The sequence below is a fragment of the Halobaculum sp. D14 genome (genome assembly GCF_051195135.1).
Lineage (GTDB): Archaea > Halobacteriota > Halobacteria > Halobacteriales > Haloferacaceae > JBNTKA01.
In genome coordinates this window covers 1-14,533 of record NZ_JBNTKA010000003.1, presented here as the reverse complement: position 1 = coordinate 14,533, position 14,533 = coordinate 1, and the positions used below count along the sequence as shown (strand labels likewise).

General features: G+C 68.7%; 13 protein-coding genes and 1 pseudogene. 6 read left to right on the top strand and 8 right to left on the bottom strand.

All coding sequences use genetic code 11. The annotated features are described in order from the left end of the window. From ACQUST_RS10965 to ACQUST_RS10955, 3 genes are read right to left on the bottom strand one after another with little or no spacing between them, the layout of a single operon-like run. Positions 1–1,638, bottom strand: coding sequence for an ABC transporter permease (locus ACQUST_RS10965; protein WP_435128214.1), 1,638 nt, complete (start codon positions 1,636–1,638; stop codon positions 1–3). A 3-nt stretch (positions 1,639–1,641) separates the two neighbouring features. Continuing rightward, positions 1,642–2,802, bottom strand: coding sequence for an extracellular solute-binding protein (locus ACQUST_RS10960; RefSeq protein ID WP_435128212.1), 1,161 nt, complete (start codon positions 2,800–2,802; stop codon positions 1,642–1,644). A 14-nt stretch (positions 2,803–2,816) separates the two neighbouring features. After that, a complete protein-coding gene (locus ACQUST_RS10955; protein WP_435128210.1) occupies positions 2,817–4,106 on the bottom strand; it encodes a PGF-CTERM sorting domain-containing protein in 1,290 nt (429 codons plus the stop codon). A 325-nt stretch (positions 4,107–4,431) separates the two neighbouring features. On the opposite strand from ACQUST_RS10955, the gene ACQUST_RS10950 reads away from it, so the two are divergent. Further along, positions 4,432–4,632, top strand: coding sequence for a hypothetical protein (locus tag ACQUST_RS10950; protein WP_435128208.1), 201 nt, complete (start codon positions 4,432–4,434; stop codon positions 4,630–4,632). 110 nt (positions 4,633–4,742) lie between these two features. On the opposite strand, the gene map is transcribed toward ACQUST_RS10950, so the two are convergent. Continuing rightward, positions 4,743–5,636 (bottom strand): type II methionyl aminopeptidase, encoded by an 894-nt coding sequence (gene map / locus ACQUST_RS10945; RefSeq protein ID WP_435128206.1) that lies wholly within the window; start codon positions 5,634–5,636, stop codon positions 4,743–4,745. A gap of 237 nt (positions 5,637–5,873) precedes the next feature. On the opposite strand from map, the gene ACQUST_RS10940 reads away from it, so the two are divergent. The 5 genes from ACQUST_RS10940 to ACQUST_RS10920 all read left to right on the top strand — a co-directional run bounded on the left by ACQUST_RS10940 (position 5,874) and on the right by ACQUST_RS10920 (position 12,205). Continuing rightward, a complete protein-coding gene (locus ACQUST_RS10940; RefSeq protein ID WP_435128205.1) occupies positions 5,874–6,638 on the top strand; it encodes a metallophosphoesterase family protein in 765 nt (254 codons plus the stop codon). 257 nt (positions 6,639–6,895) lie between these two features. After that, complete coding sequence (gene ppk1, locus ACQUST_RS10935) at positions 6,896–9,364, top strand: polyphosphate kinase 1 (RefSeq protein WP_435128203.1); 2,469 nt, start codon at positions 6,896–6,898, stop codon at positions 9,362–9,364. Between the two features lie 57 nt (positions 9,365–9,421). Then, positions 9,422–10,147, top strand: coding sequence for a nucleoside phosphorylase (locus ACQUST_RS10930; protein WP_435128201.1), 726 nt, complete (start codon positions 9,422–9,424; stop codon positions 10,145–10,147). A gap of 15 nt (positions 10,148–10,162) precedes the next feature. Next, on the top strand, positions 10,163–11,647 hold the full coding sequence (locus tag ACQUST_RS10925) for an HPP family protein (RefSeq protein ID WP_435128199.1): 1,485 nt from the start codon (positions 10,163–10,165) through the stop codon (positions 11,645–11,647). An 84-nt stretch (positions 11,648–11,731) separates the two neighbouring features. Continuing rightward, positions 11,732–12,205 (top strand): hypothetical protein, encoded by a 474-nt coding sequence (locus ACQUST_RS10920; protein WP_435128197.1) that lies wholly within the window; start codon positions 11,732–11,734, stop codon positions 12,203–12,205. Here ACQUST_RS10920 and ACQUST_RS10915 read toward each other — a convergent pair. From ACQUST_RS10915 to ACQUST_RS10900, 4 genes and pseudogenes are all read right to left on the bottom strand, one after another. Beyond that, positions 12,199–13,164: a cation diffusion facilitator family transporter gene (locus ACQUST_RS10915; RefSeq protein WP_435128195.1), complete on the bottom strand. Its 966-nt coding sequence runs from the start codon at positions 13,162–13,164 to the stop codon at positions 12,199–12,201. The genes ACQUST_RS10920 and ACQUST_RS10915 overlap by 7 nt on opposite strands. 88 nt (positions 13,165–13,252) lie before the next feature. After that, positions 13,253–13,525 carry a DUF7314 family protein gene (locus tag ACQUST_RS10910; protein ID WP_435128194.1) on the bottom strand — a complete coding sequence of 91 codons (273 nt, stop codon included), beginning with the start codon at positions 13,523–13,525 and terminating at the stop codon, positions 13,253–13,255. Beyond that, the gene (locus ACQUST_RS10905) at positions 13,518–13,997 is read right to left on the bottom strand and encodes a DUF7315 family membrane protein (RefSeq protein ID WP_435128192.1); all 480 of its coding nucleotides are present in this window, start codon (positions 13,995–13,997) and stop codon (positions 13,518–13,520) included. Before ACQUST_RS10905 ends, ACQUST_RS10910 begins: the two co-directional genes overlap by 8 nt. A 162-nt stretch (positions 13,998–14,159) precedes the next feature. Continuing rightward, positions 14,160–14,533: pseudogene (locus ACQUST_RS10900) on the bottom strand (cytochrome bc complex cytochrome b subunit); the annotation flags it as partial.

Below are 14,533 nucleotides of genomic sequence, written 5' to 3'. Positions count from 1 at the left end.
TTATCGCTGTGTGCGTTCACGTGTGAGGATGACGACCATCGAGAGCGCGGAAACTCCGAGCAGTATGAGTGCCGGGACGGCGATGCGGCCGTAGAACCCGGACTCACGGGCCGTCCAGATGTAGGTCACGAGCGTTCGAAAGTTCGCCGGTTGAAGCAGCAGCGTCGCGGGTAACTCCTTCATCGTCGTCAGGAAGACGAGCGCCGCGCCCGCGGAGACGCCCGGAAGGATGAGCGGAAGCGTGACGCGCCGAAACGCCGCGACCGACGAGTCCCCGAGCGTCCGCGCCGCCTCCACGAGGCGGCGGTCGACCTGCACGACGCTCGACCGCGTCGTACCGACCGCCTGGGGCAGGAACCGCACGACGTACGCGAAGACGAGTAGCGGGAGCGTCTGGTAGAGCCCGCGGACGTAACGCACACCGACGTAGACGAGCGCGAGCGCGATGACGATTCCGGGGACGGCGTAGCCCGCGTAGGTGACGCGTTCGAGGAGCCGCGCGAGCCGCGAGTCCGCGTAGCGGCCGGAGAGATATCCGACGGGGACGGCCGCGACCACGGCGACGCCGGCGGTGAGTGCGGCGGCGTAGACCGAGTTCCACGCGTACTCCAAGGAGAAACCGCCGCCGTAGGCAGGGACGTCCCGGAAGAACCACTGCGTGAAGACGCCGAGCGGCACGAGGAGCGCGAGCGCGACGACGGCCGCGCAGGTAAGGAGGACTGGGGCTTTCAGCCACCCCAGCTGGAGGCGACTCGCCGAACGGATCTGTCCGGTCGCGTAGCCGGAGCCGTCCGTTCCGGAGACGCGCGACTCCAGCAGGAGGACGACCGCCGTGACGAACAAGAGCTGCACGGAGAGGAGCGCAGCGGTGTCCCGAGAGTAGGAGTACTCGACGTAGATGACGCGGGTGAAGACGTCGACGTGCATGATCGCCGGAGTGCCGAAGTCGCTGAGAGCGTACAGCGCGACGAGGAGTGCACCGGCAGTGATGCCGGGGAGTATCTGCGGGAGCGTGACGCGGCGGAACGCGGCGACCGGCGAGTCCCCGAGCGTCCGCGCTGCCTCCACGAGCGAGGCGTCCATCGTGAGCAGCGCGGCGCGCGTCCCGAGGAAGACGTAGGGGTAGACGTACAGCGTGAGGACGAACGTCGCTCCGGGGAAGCCGTAGATGGACGGGAGACCGACGACGCCGAGCGGGGCAAGGGCGTCGGCGAGCGTCCCGTTCGGTCCGAACGCGGCGACGTACGCGAACGCGCCGAGGTAGCTCGGTACCACCAGCGGCAGCGCCAGGGCGACCGTCCAGAATCGCGAGAACGGGAGGTCGGTGCGGGCGGTGGCGACGGCGAGCGGGACGCCGAGCGCGGTGGATGCGGCCGTGACGGCTGCGACGAGACCGATACTGTTTACGAGGACGGTGAGCGTCGACCTGCTGGTGAGCAGATGGATCGCCCGTGGCCTCGGGACTTCGAGTGCACGGACGACCAGCCAGCCGACGGGTGCGAGTACGGCGAGTGCAACGACGACGCCGGCGGCGAGCAGCGCGAGCGGCGGTGCGCCTCGGTCCCGGACGCGGCGAATCGTCTCTCCGGGTCCGTGGAGCGGGCTGACGCCGTCACCGTCTCGCTGGCTCTCGCTCATCTCTCAGAGGACGCCGGTGTCGCGCAGGAGTCTGATAGTTTCTTTGACGTTACCGAGTGCTGCAAGATCGATGTCCGGCGGGTCGAGTTCGGCGATCGACGGGAGTTCGATATCGCCGCCGTCCGGCGGTGCGACGCCGGAAGCGAGCGGGTACGAGTAGACGTGTTCGACCAGGTACCGCTGAACCTCCCTGGTGAGGAAGTGGCGGACGAAGTTCGTCGCGAGGTCGAACCGGTCGCTCGACCGTAAAACGAGCGCGCCGGCGACGTTGATGAGCGCGCCCGGCCCGCCGTGCGTGAACGCGAGGTCGACAGGCGCGTCTGGGTTCGCTTGCTTCAACCGGAGGGCGTAGTAGTGATTTGCGAATCCGGCGCTCACGGTTCCTTGTGCGACGTCGTACGTGACGCCGAATTCGCCCGGATACGACTTGACGCCGGTTTCCTGAACGCCGTTGAGCCACTGGCGGGTGCGGCTGTCGCCTTCGAGGTGCCGCATCGCCGTAACGAACGCCTGAAACGACCCGTAAGAGGGCGCCCAGCCCAGCGCGTCCTGAAATCGCTTCTTGCCCGGGATGTCGAAGACTGAGGCAGGGATATCGTCAGCGGTCAGTCTGTCCGTGTTGTACGGGATTGCACGTGCGCGGCCGGTGAGGCCGACCCAGCGGCGCTTCGAGTCGCGGAACTTCCCGGCGACGATACCTGTGAGGTCGGCGGGAAGTGTCGCCGCGAGGCCGTTTCGAGCGACGAGAGCGAGCGACGCAGCGTCGATAGACCAGAACACGTCGGCGGGTGATTCGCCGTTGGCGGCCTCCGTGAGAATCGTGTTCGCCAGCCCCGACGACGGACCGCGCTTGAGCGTGACCGAGAAGTCCTCGTAGCGAGTGTCTTCGAGGTACGAGACGAGGTCGCTGTACGCGCCGCCTTCGCCGCGCCCCAGGTAGACCGTGAGGTCGCCCTCGAGATCCGGCAGGTCGTCGATAGAGGGGGCTCCGCCTTCCGGGGTCCGCGTCGACGCGGTTCCGGTCTCGACTACCGGGTCGTCGGTCGTCCCACTCCGTGACGACCCCGAAATGCCGCTACAGCCGGCGAGCAGGCTGGCGGTTCCTACGGTGCCCGCGATGAACGTGCGACGGTCTGTGAGTCGGGATGTCCAGTCGGAGGTCATGAGTATCGATGTCGTCAGTTCGAGCGTCGGCGTAGCGCGAGGAACGCGCCGGCGAGTGCACAGAGCGTGACGCCGACGCCGAATCCGGGCGTGGAGGTGGTCGTGGTGGTCTCTGACTCGGTCGTCGCTGCCGACTGCGTCGTCGTGGCTGTCTCGGTTTCGTTGCCGAGACTGATGGTTTTCTCGCTTTCGGTCGACAGTACTGTCTCGACTTCGGCGAGTTTCTTCTCCATCGACTCGACCTCGCTGCGGACCTTGCTCACGGAGGCGTTTCGTTCGATGAGGCCCGGGAGGTCCTCGTTGAAGTCGGCTTCGAGTTCCTCGACCAGTTCGGGGCGCTTCTCGATGAGTTCGCCCTCGAGCCCCTCGAAGTAGGAGAGGTAGGTCTGCCGAATGATCTGCTTGGCCTTCGCCTCGTTCCCGTTCGCGTAGGCTTCGACCGCCTCGTGGAGGTGTTCCGTTATTTCAGCTACGACTTTTTCGACCCCCGACCCGTTCGTCTCGGCATCGATTCCGGTATACTCGCTGTATTCGGCGGCGATTCCGTTCGTGATGCTTTTCACGTCGCTCGGAGCCTTCGAGTCGCCGATAGCGCTGTGGAGCGTCTCAAACATCTCGTCGAGTTCCGCGCGGGCGTGTTCGGACAGCGTCGCACGGACGTGGTTCGCGTACAGCGACTCGGCGCGGATGACGAAGCCGCGGGCGTCGTCGTACTCCATCCGATTGACGACGGTTCCGTTCGCGGCGACACCCTCCCCGTACTCCTGCACTGCACGCTGGAGGAGGTCGCGCGAGACCTTCGCGTTGAACGTCGCGTTCTCCACCCGGTCGCCGACGACGGCGCGCTCGGCGCGGTCGAGCATGTCGAACACCGTCTCGTTGAGGTAGGTCGCGTACTCGCTCGCGGAGTCGTTGCGTGCGTGGTTCGGCGCGGCGAGAAGCGCGGCCTCGAGTTCCGACGCCAGCGTCGCATTCGCCTCACGGAGCGTCGCGTTGACGGCCGTCCAGTACTCCCGGTGTGGGTGGCCGGCGTGGAGGATGGCGAGCTTCGTATTCCCCGCTTTCGCGTACTGGCGCGACACAGCGAGGTGCCCCTTCATCTCTTCAATCGTGCGGACGAACGCGACGTCTTCGGACGTGCTCGCGGTCGTCTGGGCCGCCCGTTCGGTGTTGAGCTGTGTCGCCGAACTGCCTCCGACGACCGGTTCTCCGGGAGCGAACGCGACGGCCCCGGTGGGCACTACGAGTAATGCGGCGAACGCAACTGCGGTCAGCGTGCGGAGCGTCCCGGTTTCTCTCTCCATACAGACCAATTTTTAGGCTTGCCTAAAACATTTCTGGTTCGTTCGACGACGCCGGGCAGTCCGCTGGAGTCGACACATCGACGGTTACGATTAGGTCGCCCTAAATGTGTTGGTCGGTGTGGCTTCGCGTTCGGACTGCCCGCCGAATCACCACGCTGGACGCCGGCGGCCGTTTCGACCGGCCGTCGGGAGCCAGCCGGACCGGTCGGGAACTGCCAGCCCCACGCATCTTCGCAACGCTGAAAACAGCGGCTGTGCGCAGCCACCCAAACCTTTTTGTGCCACCTCCTATCTTTAAGCAGGAATCCGGTGTACCCCGTGGTGCATGGCGACTCAACCCTCCGACCCCCAGAGCGTTCACGAATCGTGTTCGCAGTGCGGCGGAGAGACGGCTCACGACGTGCGGGTGGAAATCCGCACCGAGAGCGACAAAGAGGAGAACAGCGCGTTCTCCCGTGAGCCGTACCGCGTCGTCACCTGCAACGAGTGCGGCGCAGAGTCGGCGACGCGGATGAACAACGCCTGAGCCTGCGACCCGCTCGGGAGCACCGGAGCGGCGCAGCCTCAGGGGCGCCCATGCAGTTCCACTGACCCGGCCGTCGAGTCGGCGGCCGTCCGCAGAGCCGCGGGCCGCCGTTACTCGAACAGGCCGGCGGTGGTTACTTCGACGCCGTCTTCGGTGACGACGAGCGTGTGCTCCGCCTGCGAGACGAGCGTACCGTCCGCTTCTTTGAGTACCGGGTAGCCCTTGACGACGCCGTTCGTCTTCAGGCGGCGGAGCGCCATCTCGGCGCGCGACGACGAGAGCCACCGCGCCGCGAACGGCAGGCCGTCGAACTCCCGGATCTCTTCGAGTGCCTGCCGCGCCGCGCGGTTCCGCACCGACCGGTCGTTCGTCAACTCGAAGATCTCCTCCTCGCTGCCCTCGCCGACCTTGCCGCGGCCGTCGGTCGCGAACGGCTCGATGGCGACGACCTGCCCCGGCTCCAGTTCCACCGACCGGTCGACGCCGCGATTCGGGACGTTCGGGCCGGTGTGCGCGTCGAACCGCTCGACGCCGTGCCCGGAGAGGTTGTAGACGGGCGTGTAGCCGTACGCCTCGATGACGTCCTCGATTTCGGCGCCGATTTCGCCGACCGGGACGCCCGGGCCGGCGGCGTCGACGGCGGCCTCCAGCGCCTCCTCGGCGGCCTCCTTCAGTTCGACTTCGCCGGCGAGGTCGACCGTCGTGGCCGCGTCGGCGATGTAGCCGTCGACGTGGACGCCGACGTCGAGACAGACGACGTCCTCGCCGAACTCCGCGTCGTCGTCGCGGCCGGGCGTCGCGTGGCTGGCCTCCTCGTCGACGGAGATGTTGACGGGGAAGGCGATGCCGGCGCCCTCCTCACGGATGCGGTCCTCCGCGAACTCGGCGACTTCCAGGTGCGTGACGCCCGGCTCGATTTTCTCGCGGGCCTCCGCCATCACCGTCGTCAGCACGTCGCCGGCTTCGCGGTACTTCGCCAGAACGTCCTCGTCGAGCGCGCTCATACTCGGTCGTTCGACTGAACGCGGGAAAGGGATTGCGCTACCTGCGCGGTCGTCGGTGTTAGGCAGCGAGAGGAGTCGGCGGGAGCCGTGAGTCGACTCGGCCGCTGGTGCGACCCAGTCAGCGAGTGAAGCGGCGGGAAGCCAGCGACCTCCGCGAGAAGGAGACCCCGTGTCTACGGGTCTCACAGTACCACTATTCGGCGACGTTTTTACGGGATGGGGGCGTCGTATTGACCGATGAGTGTACCGCGATTCGGCCGGGACGTCGAACCGCACCACAGACGGGTCGACGTCTCCGAGTGGGAGGACGTCCACGTCGTGGGCGACGTGCACGGCTGCGACGGGGAGGTGGACCGGCTGCTCGACGCGCTGGACGTAACCGACGATGACCTCGTGGTGTTCGTCGGCGACCTCGTCCGGAAGGGACCGGACAGCAAGGCCGTCGTCGACCGCGTCCGCGCGGCCGACAACCTCCTGACCGTCCGCGGCAACAACGAGGAGAAGCTGCTGCGCGGCGAGAAGCGACTCCCCGAATTGACGGACGACGACCTCGACTGGATCGCCTCGCTCCCCGTCGCGATTTCGTGGCCGGGTTCGGGCGGCACGCCGGGTACGCTGGTAGTCCACGGCGGCGTCGACCCGCGCGTCCCCCTCGACGAGCACGGGATCGACGACCTCCAGACCACCCGGTCGCTCGTTCCCGGCGGGAGCTACGGCGACCGCCCGTACTGGTGGGAGGAGTACGGCGGCCCCCAGCGCGTCTTTTTCGGCCACACGGTGCTCGCCCGCCCGGTCGTCCGCGAGTTCGCGGTCGGACTCGACACCGGCTGCGTGTACGGCGGCGACCTCACCGCCTACGACTGGCGGGCCGACCGGTTCCGCTCGGTCGCTCCGAACGGGTCCGCCGAGGAGCGCGCGGACCGAAAAGTCCTGAACCCTCCGTTCACAACGGCGATGGACGGCGGCGAACAGTCGATGACGACCGGAAGCGAGTCTGACTGACCGCCGCGACCGTCGCAGGATGATTGCTCACGCGGCCAACAGGAGTTCCCGTCGATGACCCGATTTCGCCGCTGATTCTGTATCGGAGAGATTTCCCGTCAGTCCGACTGGTGCGGTGAAATCGCTATTAGACGTGGGGAGTGCTACATAGTGGAATGGATAAGTACGGATGAGTGAGTAGCAAACTGACAGGAACACTTACCAGCCGTCGGGTTTCTCTCTGTACCAACGAACAGATGGACGACAGCTCGACCCCCGTGGCCGACTCCGACGACCCCGATGGACACGGTGCCGACTCGTCGAAAGAGCCCGTCGACTCCGTGGACCCGTTGGCAGCGAGGCCATCCGACGGGCCCTCCGTCCTGTCGCTCGGCGAGGCCGACCAGAGATGGTCGCCCGGAGACGACGACGGCACCGCCGAATGCCCGGTTCCGTGGGCGCAGTACGGTGCGGAGACGCCGGCGATCGCGAGCGGCCAGGTCCCGTCGGCGACGGACGCGTCGGTCGACGATGAGCGCTTCCAGCTCAGCCGTGAGCTGAGCGAACTCGCGTTTCAGCGACGCGTGCTCCACGAGGCCGAGGACGACCGAAACCCGGTCCTCCACCGGCTTCGGTTCCTCGGAATCACGACGAAGAACATGGACGAGTTCTTCATGAAACGCGTCGGCGGCCTGAAACAGCAGCTCGCCGCAGGCGTCACGGAGACCACGCCCGACGGACGCACGCCGCGTGAGCAGTGGGAGGCGGTTCTCGAACACGCCCGCGAGATATTCGAGCGGCAGTCGCGGTGTTTCGCGGAGTCGGTCGAGCCGGCGCTGCGCGAGGCCGGCATCGAGATAGAGTCGTGGGGGGACCTGACGTCCCGCGAGCGCGACCGGCTGTCGGAGCACTTCGAGCGGCAGGTGATGCCGACGCTGACGCCGCTGACGTTCGACCCTGCCCACCCGTTCCCCTTCATTTCGAACCTCTCGCTGTCGGTCGCCGTGTTGACCCGCGACGACGACGGTGAAGAACGGTTCTCGCGGATCAAGGTGCCGCAGAACCGGCCGCGGCTCGTCCCCGTCGATGCGGTCTGCGCGAACCCCGGTGGAACGCAGACGGCCGAAGCGGCGGCGTCGACGGACACGGAGACGAACCGATTCCTCCCACTGGAGCGGCTCATCGAGGCGAACCTCGACGACCTGTTTCCGGACACCGAAGTGTGTCACTCCTCGACGTTCCGGGTGACCCGGAACGCCGAGGTGCGCCGAAACGAGGAGGTCGCCGAGGGCCTCATCGAGATGATCGAGGACGTGCTCCGCCAGCGGCGCTTCGCGACGGTCGTCCGGCTGGAGATTGCCGACGACATGCCGGCGGAGGTGCGCGACCTGCTCGTGGAACACCTCGACGTGAGCGAGCGAGAGGTGTTCGTGCGACCGGAACCGCTCGCGCTCGATGGGTTCGACGCCGTCGTCGATCTCGACCGGTCTGACCAGAAACTGGAGCCGTGGACGCCGCAGCGACACCCGCGGTTCGAGGGGATCGACGCCGACCGCCCCGACGACCTGTTCGCGGAGCTGCGCCGCGACGACGTACTCCTCCACCATCCGTACCACTCGTTCAGCGGCACCGTGCAGACGTTCCTCGACGCGGCCGCTCACGACCCGGACGTGCTCGCGATCAAGGCGGCAATCTACCGCACCGCGCCGGACTCGAAGGTAATCGGGAGCCTGATCGACGCCGCGAAGAACGGCAAGCAGGTCGCGGTGATGGTGGAGCTGAAGGCGCGCTTCGATGAGGAGAACAACCTCCGGTGGGTGAAGCGGCTCGAGGAGGAGGGGATTCACGTCGCCTACGGCACCATCGGGCTGAAGACGCACTCGAAGGTCGCACTCGTCGTCCGGGAGGAGGACGGCGACGTGGCGACGTACTCGCACGTCGGTACCGGGAACTACCACTCCGAGACGGCGAAAGGCTACGTCGATCTCGGGCTGGTCACCGCCGACGAGGCCATCGGCGGCGACCTGGTGAACCTGTTTAACTCCTTTACGACTCACGCCCGCAACCGCGAGTACGACCGGCTGCTCGTCGCGCCGGAGAACCTCCGCTCGCGGGTCACCGAACTGATCAGCAACGAAGCGACGGTCGCCCGCGCCGGCGGCGACGCCCGAATCGTCGCGAAGATGAACGCGCTCGAAGACCCCGAAATCGTCCGTGAACTGTACCGGGCCGCCCGTGCTGGCGTCGAAATCGATTTGCTGGTGCGCGGGATCTGTCGGCTTCGCCCCGGAGTCGAGGGGCTGTCCGAGAGCGTCCGCGTGCACAGCGTCGTCGGGCGATTCCTCGAACACTCCCGCATCTACTACTTCGCCAACGGCGAGAACGAGCAGGGCGGCGAGCGTGACGCGGCGTACTTCGTCGGGTCGGCAGACTGGATGACGCGAAACCTCGACCGGCGGGTCGAAGCGGTCGCGCCCGTCGACGACCCGGCGATCCGCGCGGAACTGGAGACCGTGTTGGCGTCCATGCTGACCGACAACCGTCGGCGGTGGCTGATGCGCTCGGACGGGAGCTACGTCCAGCTCGAACCGGTCGAGGACGGCCCGACGCTCGACACCCACGAGCGGCTCGCCGAACGGGCCCGGGAGTCTGCGCCGGACCCCGACGGCCGGCCGTCCCGCGGCGAACCGGGACGCGACCCGGAGGTCGACCTCGAGGAAGTGTACACTGACAGCGGCGAATCGTAGCCCGGTCGGCGCCGTCGCTTCCGCGGGCTTTTTGCCTCGACCGGCGGACGCTCCGGTATGGCAAAACAGCCGCATCTCCTCGTCGAGGAGGGCGACGTCCACGACATCGCGCTCATCCCGGGGAACCCCGACCGCGTCGACCGCATCGCCGACCAGTGCGACGACGCGGAACTGGTCTCGGAGAACCGCGAGTACCGCATCGTCAACGCCGAGTACGAGGGCTGTGAACTCACCATCTGTTCGACCGGAATCGGCTGCCCGTCAGCCGCCATCGCCGTCGAGGAGCTGCACAGCGTCGGCGTCGACACCGTCATCCGCGTCGGCACCTGCGGCGCGCTCCAGACCGACATCGAAATCGGCGACATGGTGGTCGCGACCGGCGCCGCCAAGGAGGAGGGGACGTCGAAGCGGTACGAGTCGGAGACGTATCCGGCCGTCCCGGACTACGAGACCCTGACGGCGCTCGTCGACTCGGCGGAGGCGCGCGACGAGACCGTGCAGGTCGGCCCCATCGTCTCCGACGACGCCTTCTACAACGAGTCGGACGCGTACGTCGAAGACTGGGAGGAGGCCGGGCTGCTCGCCATCGAGATGGAGGCGGCGGCCGTGTTCTCGCTGGCGCGGCGCCGCGGCATGCGCGCCGGCGCCATCTGCACCGCCGACGGCAACCTCGTCGAGGGCACCCAGAAGGGCGCCGACTCCGACGAGGAGCTCCCGGAGAAGGCGAAGAACAACGTCGGCCGTGCCATCTCCATCGCGCTCGACACCGTCACCCGGCTGTAGCACCGACCCACCGCCATGTTCGACCGGTTCGTCGACGCCCTCACCGACGCCGCCCGGCGGCTCCGCCGAGTCGAGCGGCGCGAACTCGCCGCGTTCGCCCGCTGGGTCGAGAACACCGACAACCTCGTCCACCTGTCGGTGCTGCTGTTCGTGCCGCTGCTCGTCGCGGTCGTCACGGAGCTGTCGAACGTGGTTCAGCGGTTCTCGTTCCTGCTGTTCCCGCCGCTCGCCTCCGGCACCTACACGCTGTTCGCGAACCCGGAGGGTGAGTACTCGGAGCCGGTCCGGTTCGTCGCGGGGCTCACCGCCGGCGCGGCCTGCGGCTGGGCGGCGCTCCGCATCGAGGCGCTCCTGTTCGGCGGCGGCGGCGAGGTGCTGGTGACGCCGACGGCGGCGGCGTTCTCCATCCTGCTGGCCGGCGTCGTCACCTGGGGGTTCGGCGTCGAGGAGCCGTCGGCGTTCTCGTCGGCGCTGCTGGTCCTCGCGGCGCCCGAACGGCCGGCGCTGTACGTCGGCTTCATCTTCGCCGGCAGCGTCTTCGTCGCCGCCGCGTTCGCGGTGTGGCGCCGACAGTTCTACCAGCAGCGCGCCGAACTGCTGTACGGCACGATGCGCGCGGACGACCACGTCCTGGTCCCGGTCCGCGGCGACGACCCGCGGCGGACCGCGCTGTTCGGCGCGCGGCTCGCCGCCGCACACGAGGCGGGAAAGGTGGTGCTGCTCGACGTCGTCAGCGACGAACGGGTCGCCGAGGCGGAACACTCCGCGCTCGGCAGCCCGACGCCGATAGCACCCGACGATGGCGGCTTCTCCGACATCGACGACCCGGAAGTCGAGTCCGCGGCGGTCGAAGCGGCCGAGCGGCTCGACCGGCTCGCGTCGACGATTCGGACCCGGGTCGGCATCCCGTGCGAGACGGTCGTGACGTCGGGCGACCCGCTGCAGTCCGTCCGGGAGACGGTGACGGCGACGAACTGCGACCTCGTGGTGACTCAGTACGAGGAGGACCGCGGGCTGCTCTCGGAGTTCGTCAGGAGCGTGTTCAGGTTCCCGGTCGACGCAGTGGCGTTCAGGCCGTCCACGGACCGCGAGCGGTGGCGTCGCGTGCTCGTCCCGGTTGCCCGCCCCGGCGACTCGGCGCACGCCATGGTCGACTTCGCGACGAGGCTCGCCGGGCGAAGCGGCAGCGTCTCGGTGTGCACCTGCATCGACCGCGAAGTGGAGCGTCGGCGCGCCGAAGAACGGCTCGCGGACGTCGTCGAGACGGTCGACGGCCCCGTCGAGACCAGGGTCGCGCGCTCTGACGTCCTCCAGTTCATCGAGGCGAACGCCGACGCGTACGACCTCGTGATGCTCGGCTCCTCCCGGGACCGGTCGCCGGCGTCCCGGGTCCTCTCGCCGCCGACGTTCGAGAAGGTCCGCGACCTCGACTGCGACGTCGCCGTCGTCGACCGCGCCGACGTCGGCCGGTTCGGCCGCGACCGAATCGGCGGGAACTGACGGCGCGGCCCCGGGCGAGGCGGCAGCGACGGTTCGTTTGGGTTAGCCGACATTTTGATGGTGGTCGCCGCCGAACCAACAGGCATGGAGGGACTGCCACGCGACGACCGGCGCCGCACGGACCTGGACGACGTGGCGACAGCGCGGACGCTGCGCGACGTCCTCCACGAACTTCCGGTCGACGCAGTCGTCCCGGGCGGCTGGCGCGTCGGCGTCGAGGTGGTGCAGTTCGGCGACGCCCTGCCGGCCGACGCGGTCACGCTCCGCCACGAGGAGTACGGCCGCGACCTGCTCGTCACGCCGGCGGGCGCGGCGGGCGAGCAGGCGCTTGTCGTGTACGAACGCGACCGGACAGCCGGCGACCGCGTCGCCGTCGCCGCAGTCCCGAACGCGGACTCCGACCGAGCGGTCCTCCGGGACGCGCTCGCTGCCGCGGCGCGCCACGCCGACAGAATCGCCGGCGGCGACCCCGACGAGCGGGCCGTCGACGGCGACGGAGCCGTGACGGTTCAGGCGGGCGACAGAGACGGCGACGACTCACGGCTCACGTTCTACTGACCGTCGTCCGCGGCGTCGGCGGACCCTCCCTCGGAGTCCGGCTCTGATTCGGCCGCGGCGACGCGGGCGTCGTCGTCCTCTTTCCACTCGCCGAGCTCCTTCGGGTCGACGTGGACGAACACGTCGTCGACGGCCGGGATGTCCCGGATGCGCTGGACGACGGACGATTCGATGTCGTGCGCCTCGAACAGCGACAGGTCGCCCTCGACTTCGATGTGGAGGCTGACGTCGACCTCGGGGCCGACGTAGTGAGCGACGACGTCGTGGGCGCCGCGCACCTGCGGGTGTTCGAGCGCGCGCGTGAGGATGTCCTCGCGGAGCTCGGGCGGCGGTGCGGCGCCGACGAGGTAGGCGACGTTGTCCCGGACGATTTCGTAGCCGGTGTAGAGGATGCCGAGCGAGACGACGCCGGCGGCGAGCGGGTCGAGAATCGGGTAGCCGGCGGCCGACCCGACCACGCCGACGATGGCGGCGGCCGCGGTCAGCGTGTCGTTGCGGTTATCGAGCGCGGTCGCGACCAGCGCCGGCGACTCCCGGCGCTCGCCGACGCGGCGGCAGTACCGGTACAGCAGGAGTTTCACGGCGCCCGCGGCGACGAGGACGCCGACGGCGAGCGGGCTGTTGACCGGCGTCGTGGTTCCGCCGCGGAGCGCGGCCTGCGTCGCCGTGTACAGGACGCCGGCGCCGGCGGCGAACACGCCGACCGCGACGAACAGCGACACGAACGGCTCGATGCGTTCGTGGCCGTGCGGATGCTCGAAGTCCGGCGGCTGCGTCGTCAGGTACAGCCCCGCGAGGACGACGAACGAGTACGCCGTGTCCGCGAACGAGTTCACCGCCTCCGAGCCGAGCGCGAGGCTCCCCGTCGCGGACCAGACGGCGGCCTTCGCGAGCGCGAGCAGGACGTTCGCGACGAGCAGGACGAGCCCGACGCGTCGCACCGCAGTCTTCCGATTCATGGGAGCGTCAGCGGCAGCGCGCGGAGGCGGCGCCGAGCCGAATCACGCGTCGGCTCGGTCGGGCAGCGAGCGGAGTTGTGCGGGCGGCTCAGGCCGCGTCGGCGTCGCCGAGCGCGTCGCTGAGCTCGCGGGCGGCCGGGATGAGCACCCAGAACGTGAGCGCCCCCAGGATGGCGGTCCAGAAGAACACGTAGTTGAGGAAGATGCCGATCGCGTCGAACACCGTCGCCGGCTCTGGCGGCGCCGCGATGAGCTGGTGGGAGCTCTCGAACGACTCCGTCCGGTACCATCCCGCGAGCACCATCCACGCGAGTCCGCCCCCCGTGAACAGGCCGAGACCCTTGATGAACTCGTCAGCCATTATTCGACTGTTCGTCGGTGTCTTCTTGAGCGTTTCCCATTCCCCCCGCCCGGAACCGCGAACCGAGCACGTACACGGCGGCGCCGAACAGAATCGACGCGAGGCCGAACACGGCGAAGACGCCCGAGAGGACGCCGCTCGGCGGCTGCACGCCGAGCCAGCCGAGCGCGGCCACCACGAGGTTCCGGACCGTCGACACCTGCAGCGTCGCCGCGTCGAGCAGCACGAACCCCGCGACGACGCAGACGACGGCGACCAGCGTGGCGTACGTCGTCACGCGCTTGTACAGCGCCAGCGGAACGACGACCTCGCGGCTCCGGCCGTCGCCGCCGCGAACCGACGGAGCCGCCACGTCGCCGGGTGATTCCTCCGGCTGTTCGTCGGCCGTCTCCGTCGACGCCGCGGACTCGGCCGCGTCGGCGTCGCCCGCGCCGCCCGCGCGTGCCGCGTCGTCACCGGTCCCGTCGCTCATACCGGCACTCGGGGCCGCTGCTACAACTGTCCTGCGGACCGACGCCACCGGACCTGCCGGTGCTGGCCCGGTGGCGGCGAGGAAGCGCGCCGCTCGCGACGGGAAGCACGTGGAAACTGAAAAACAGCAGTTCGGGCGGCGCCGTCGGAGAGTCCGCGGGCGCTACTTCGGCGGCCGGAGCCGGTAGTAGCGACGGTTGAGGTCGTACATGTAGCCCTCGCGCATCGTCTTCAGCACCGCGTACGCGACGCAGCCGGCGATCGGCGGCACGAGGAACGTCAGGTCGAACAGCAGGTGGACGTTCATCGGCATCAGGTTCTTGACGGACAGCATCGAGATGGTGAGCGCGAACGTGACGCCGGTGATCCCGACGGCGGCCCAGAACGGCTGCTCGACGGGGCGGCGCGCGCTCCCCTTGTTCACGAACGGGACGATGGCGATGAAGCTCACCACGACGACGTTCGCGAGGACGCCGAACGTGCGGTCCGCCATCAGCTTCTTCCCGCCGAGGATGGCGAGTTCGGGGTTGAGCGGGC

What these genes read in the sequence shown, in the direction of transcription:
- ACQUST_RS10965 (WP_435128214.1), bottom strand. Translation starts at nt 1,638, where the DNA reads ATGAGCGAGAGCCAGCGAGACGGTGACGGCGTCAGCCCGCTCCACGGA.
- ACQUST_RS10960 (WP_435128212.1), bottom strand. Translation starts at nt 2,802, where the DNA reads ATGACCTCCGACTGGACATCCCGACTCACAGACCGTCGCACGTTCATC.
- ACQUST_RS10955 (WP_435128210.1), bottom strand. Translation starts at nt 4,106, where the DNA reads ATGGAGAGAGAAACCGGGACGCTCCGCACGCTGACCGCAGTTGCGTTC.
- ACQUST_RS10950 (WP_435128208.1), top strand. Translation starts at nt 4,432, where the DNA reads ATGGCGACTCAACCCTCCGACCCCCAGAGCGTTCACGAATCGTGTTCG.
- map (WP_435128206.1), bottom strand. Translation starts at nt 5,636, where the DNA reads ATGAGCGCGCTCGACGAGGACGTTCTGGCGAAGTACCGCGAAGCCGGC.
- ACQUST_RS10940 (WP_435128205.1), top strand. Translation starts at nt 5,874, where the DNA reads ATGAGTGTACCGCGATTCGGCCGGGACGTCGAACCGCACCACAGACGG.
- ACQUST_RS10930 (WP_435128201.1), top strand. Translation starts at nt 9,422, where the DNA reads ATGGCAAAACAGCCGCATCTCCTCGTCGAGGAGGGCGACGTCCACGAC.
- ACQUST_RS10925 (WP_435128199.1), top strand. Translation starts at nt 10,163, where the DNA reads ATGTTCGACCGGTTCGTCGACGCCCTCACCGACGCCGCCCGGCGGCTC.
- ACQUST_RS10920 (WP_435128197.1), top strand. Translation starts at nt 11,732, where the DNA reads ATGGAGGGACTGCCACGCGACGACCGGCGCCGCACGGACCTGGACGAC.
- ACQUST_RS10915 (WP_435128195.1), bottom strand. Translation starts at nt 13,164, where the DNA reads ATGAATCGGAAGACTGCGGTGCGACGCGTCGGGCTCGTCCTGCTCGTC.
- ACQUST_RS10910 (WP_435128194.1), bottom strand. Translation starts at nt 13,525, where the DNA reads ATGGCTGACGAGTTCATCAAGGGTCTCGGCCTGTTCACGGGGGGCGGA.
- ACQUST_RS10905 (WP_435128192.1), bottom strand. Translation starts at nt 13,997, where the DNA reads ATGAGCGACGGGACCGGTGACGACGCGGCACGCGCGGGCGGCGCGGGC.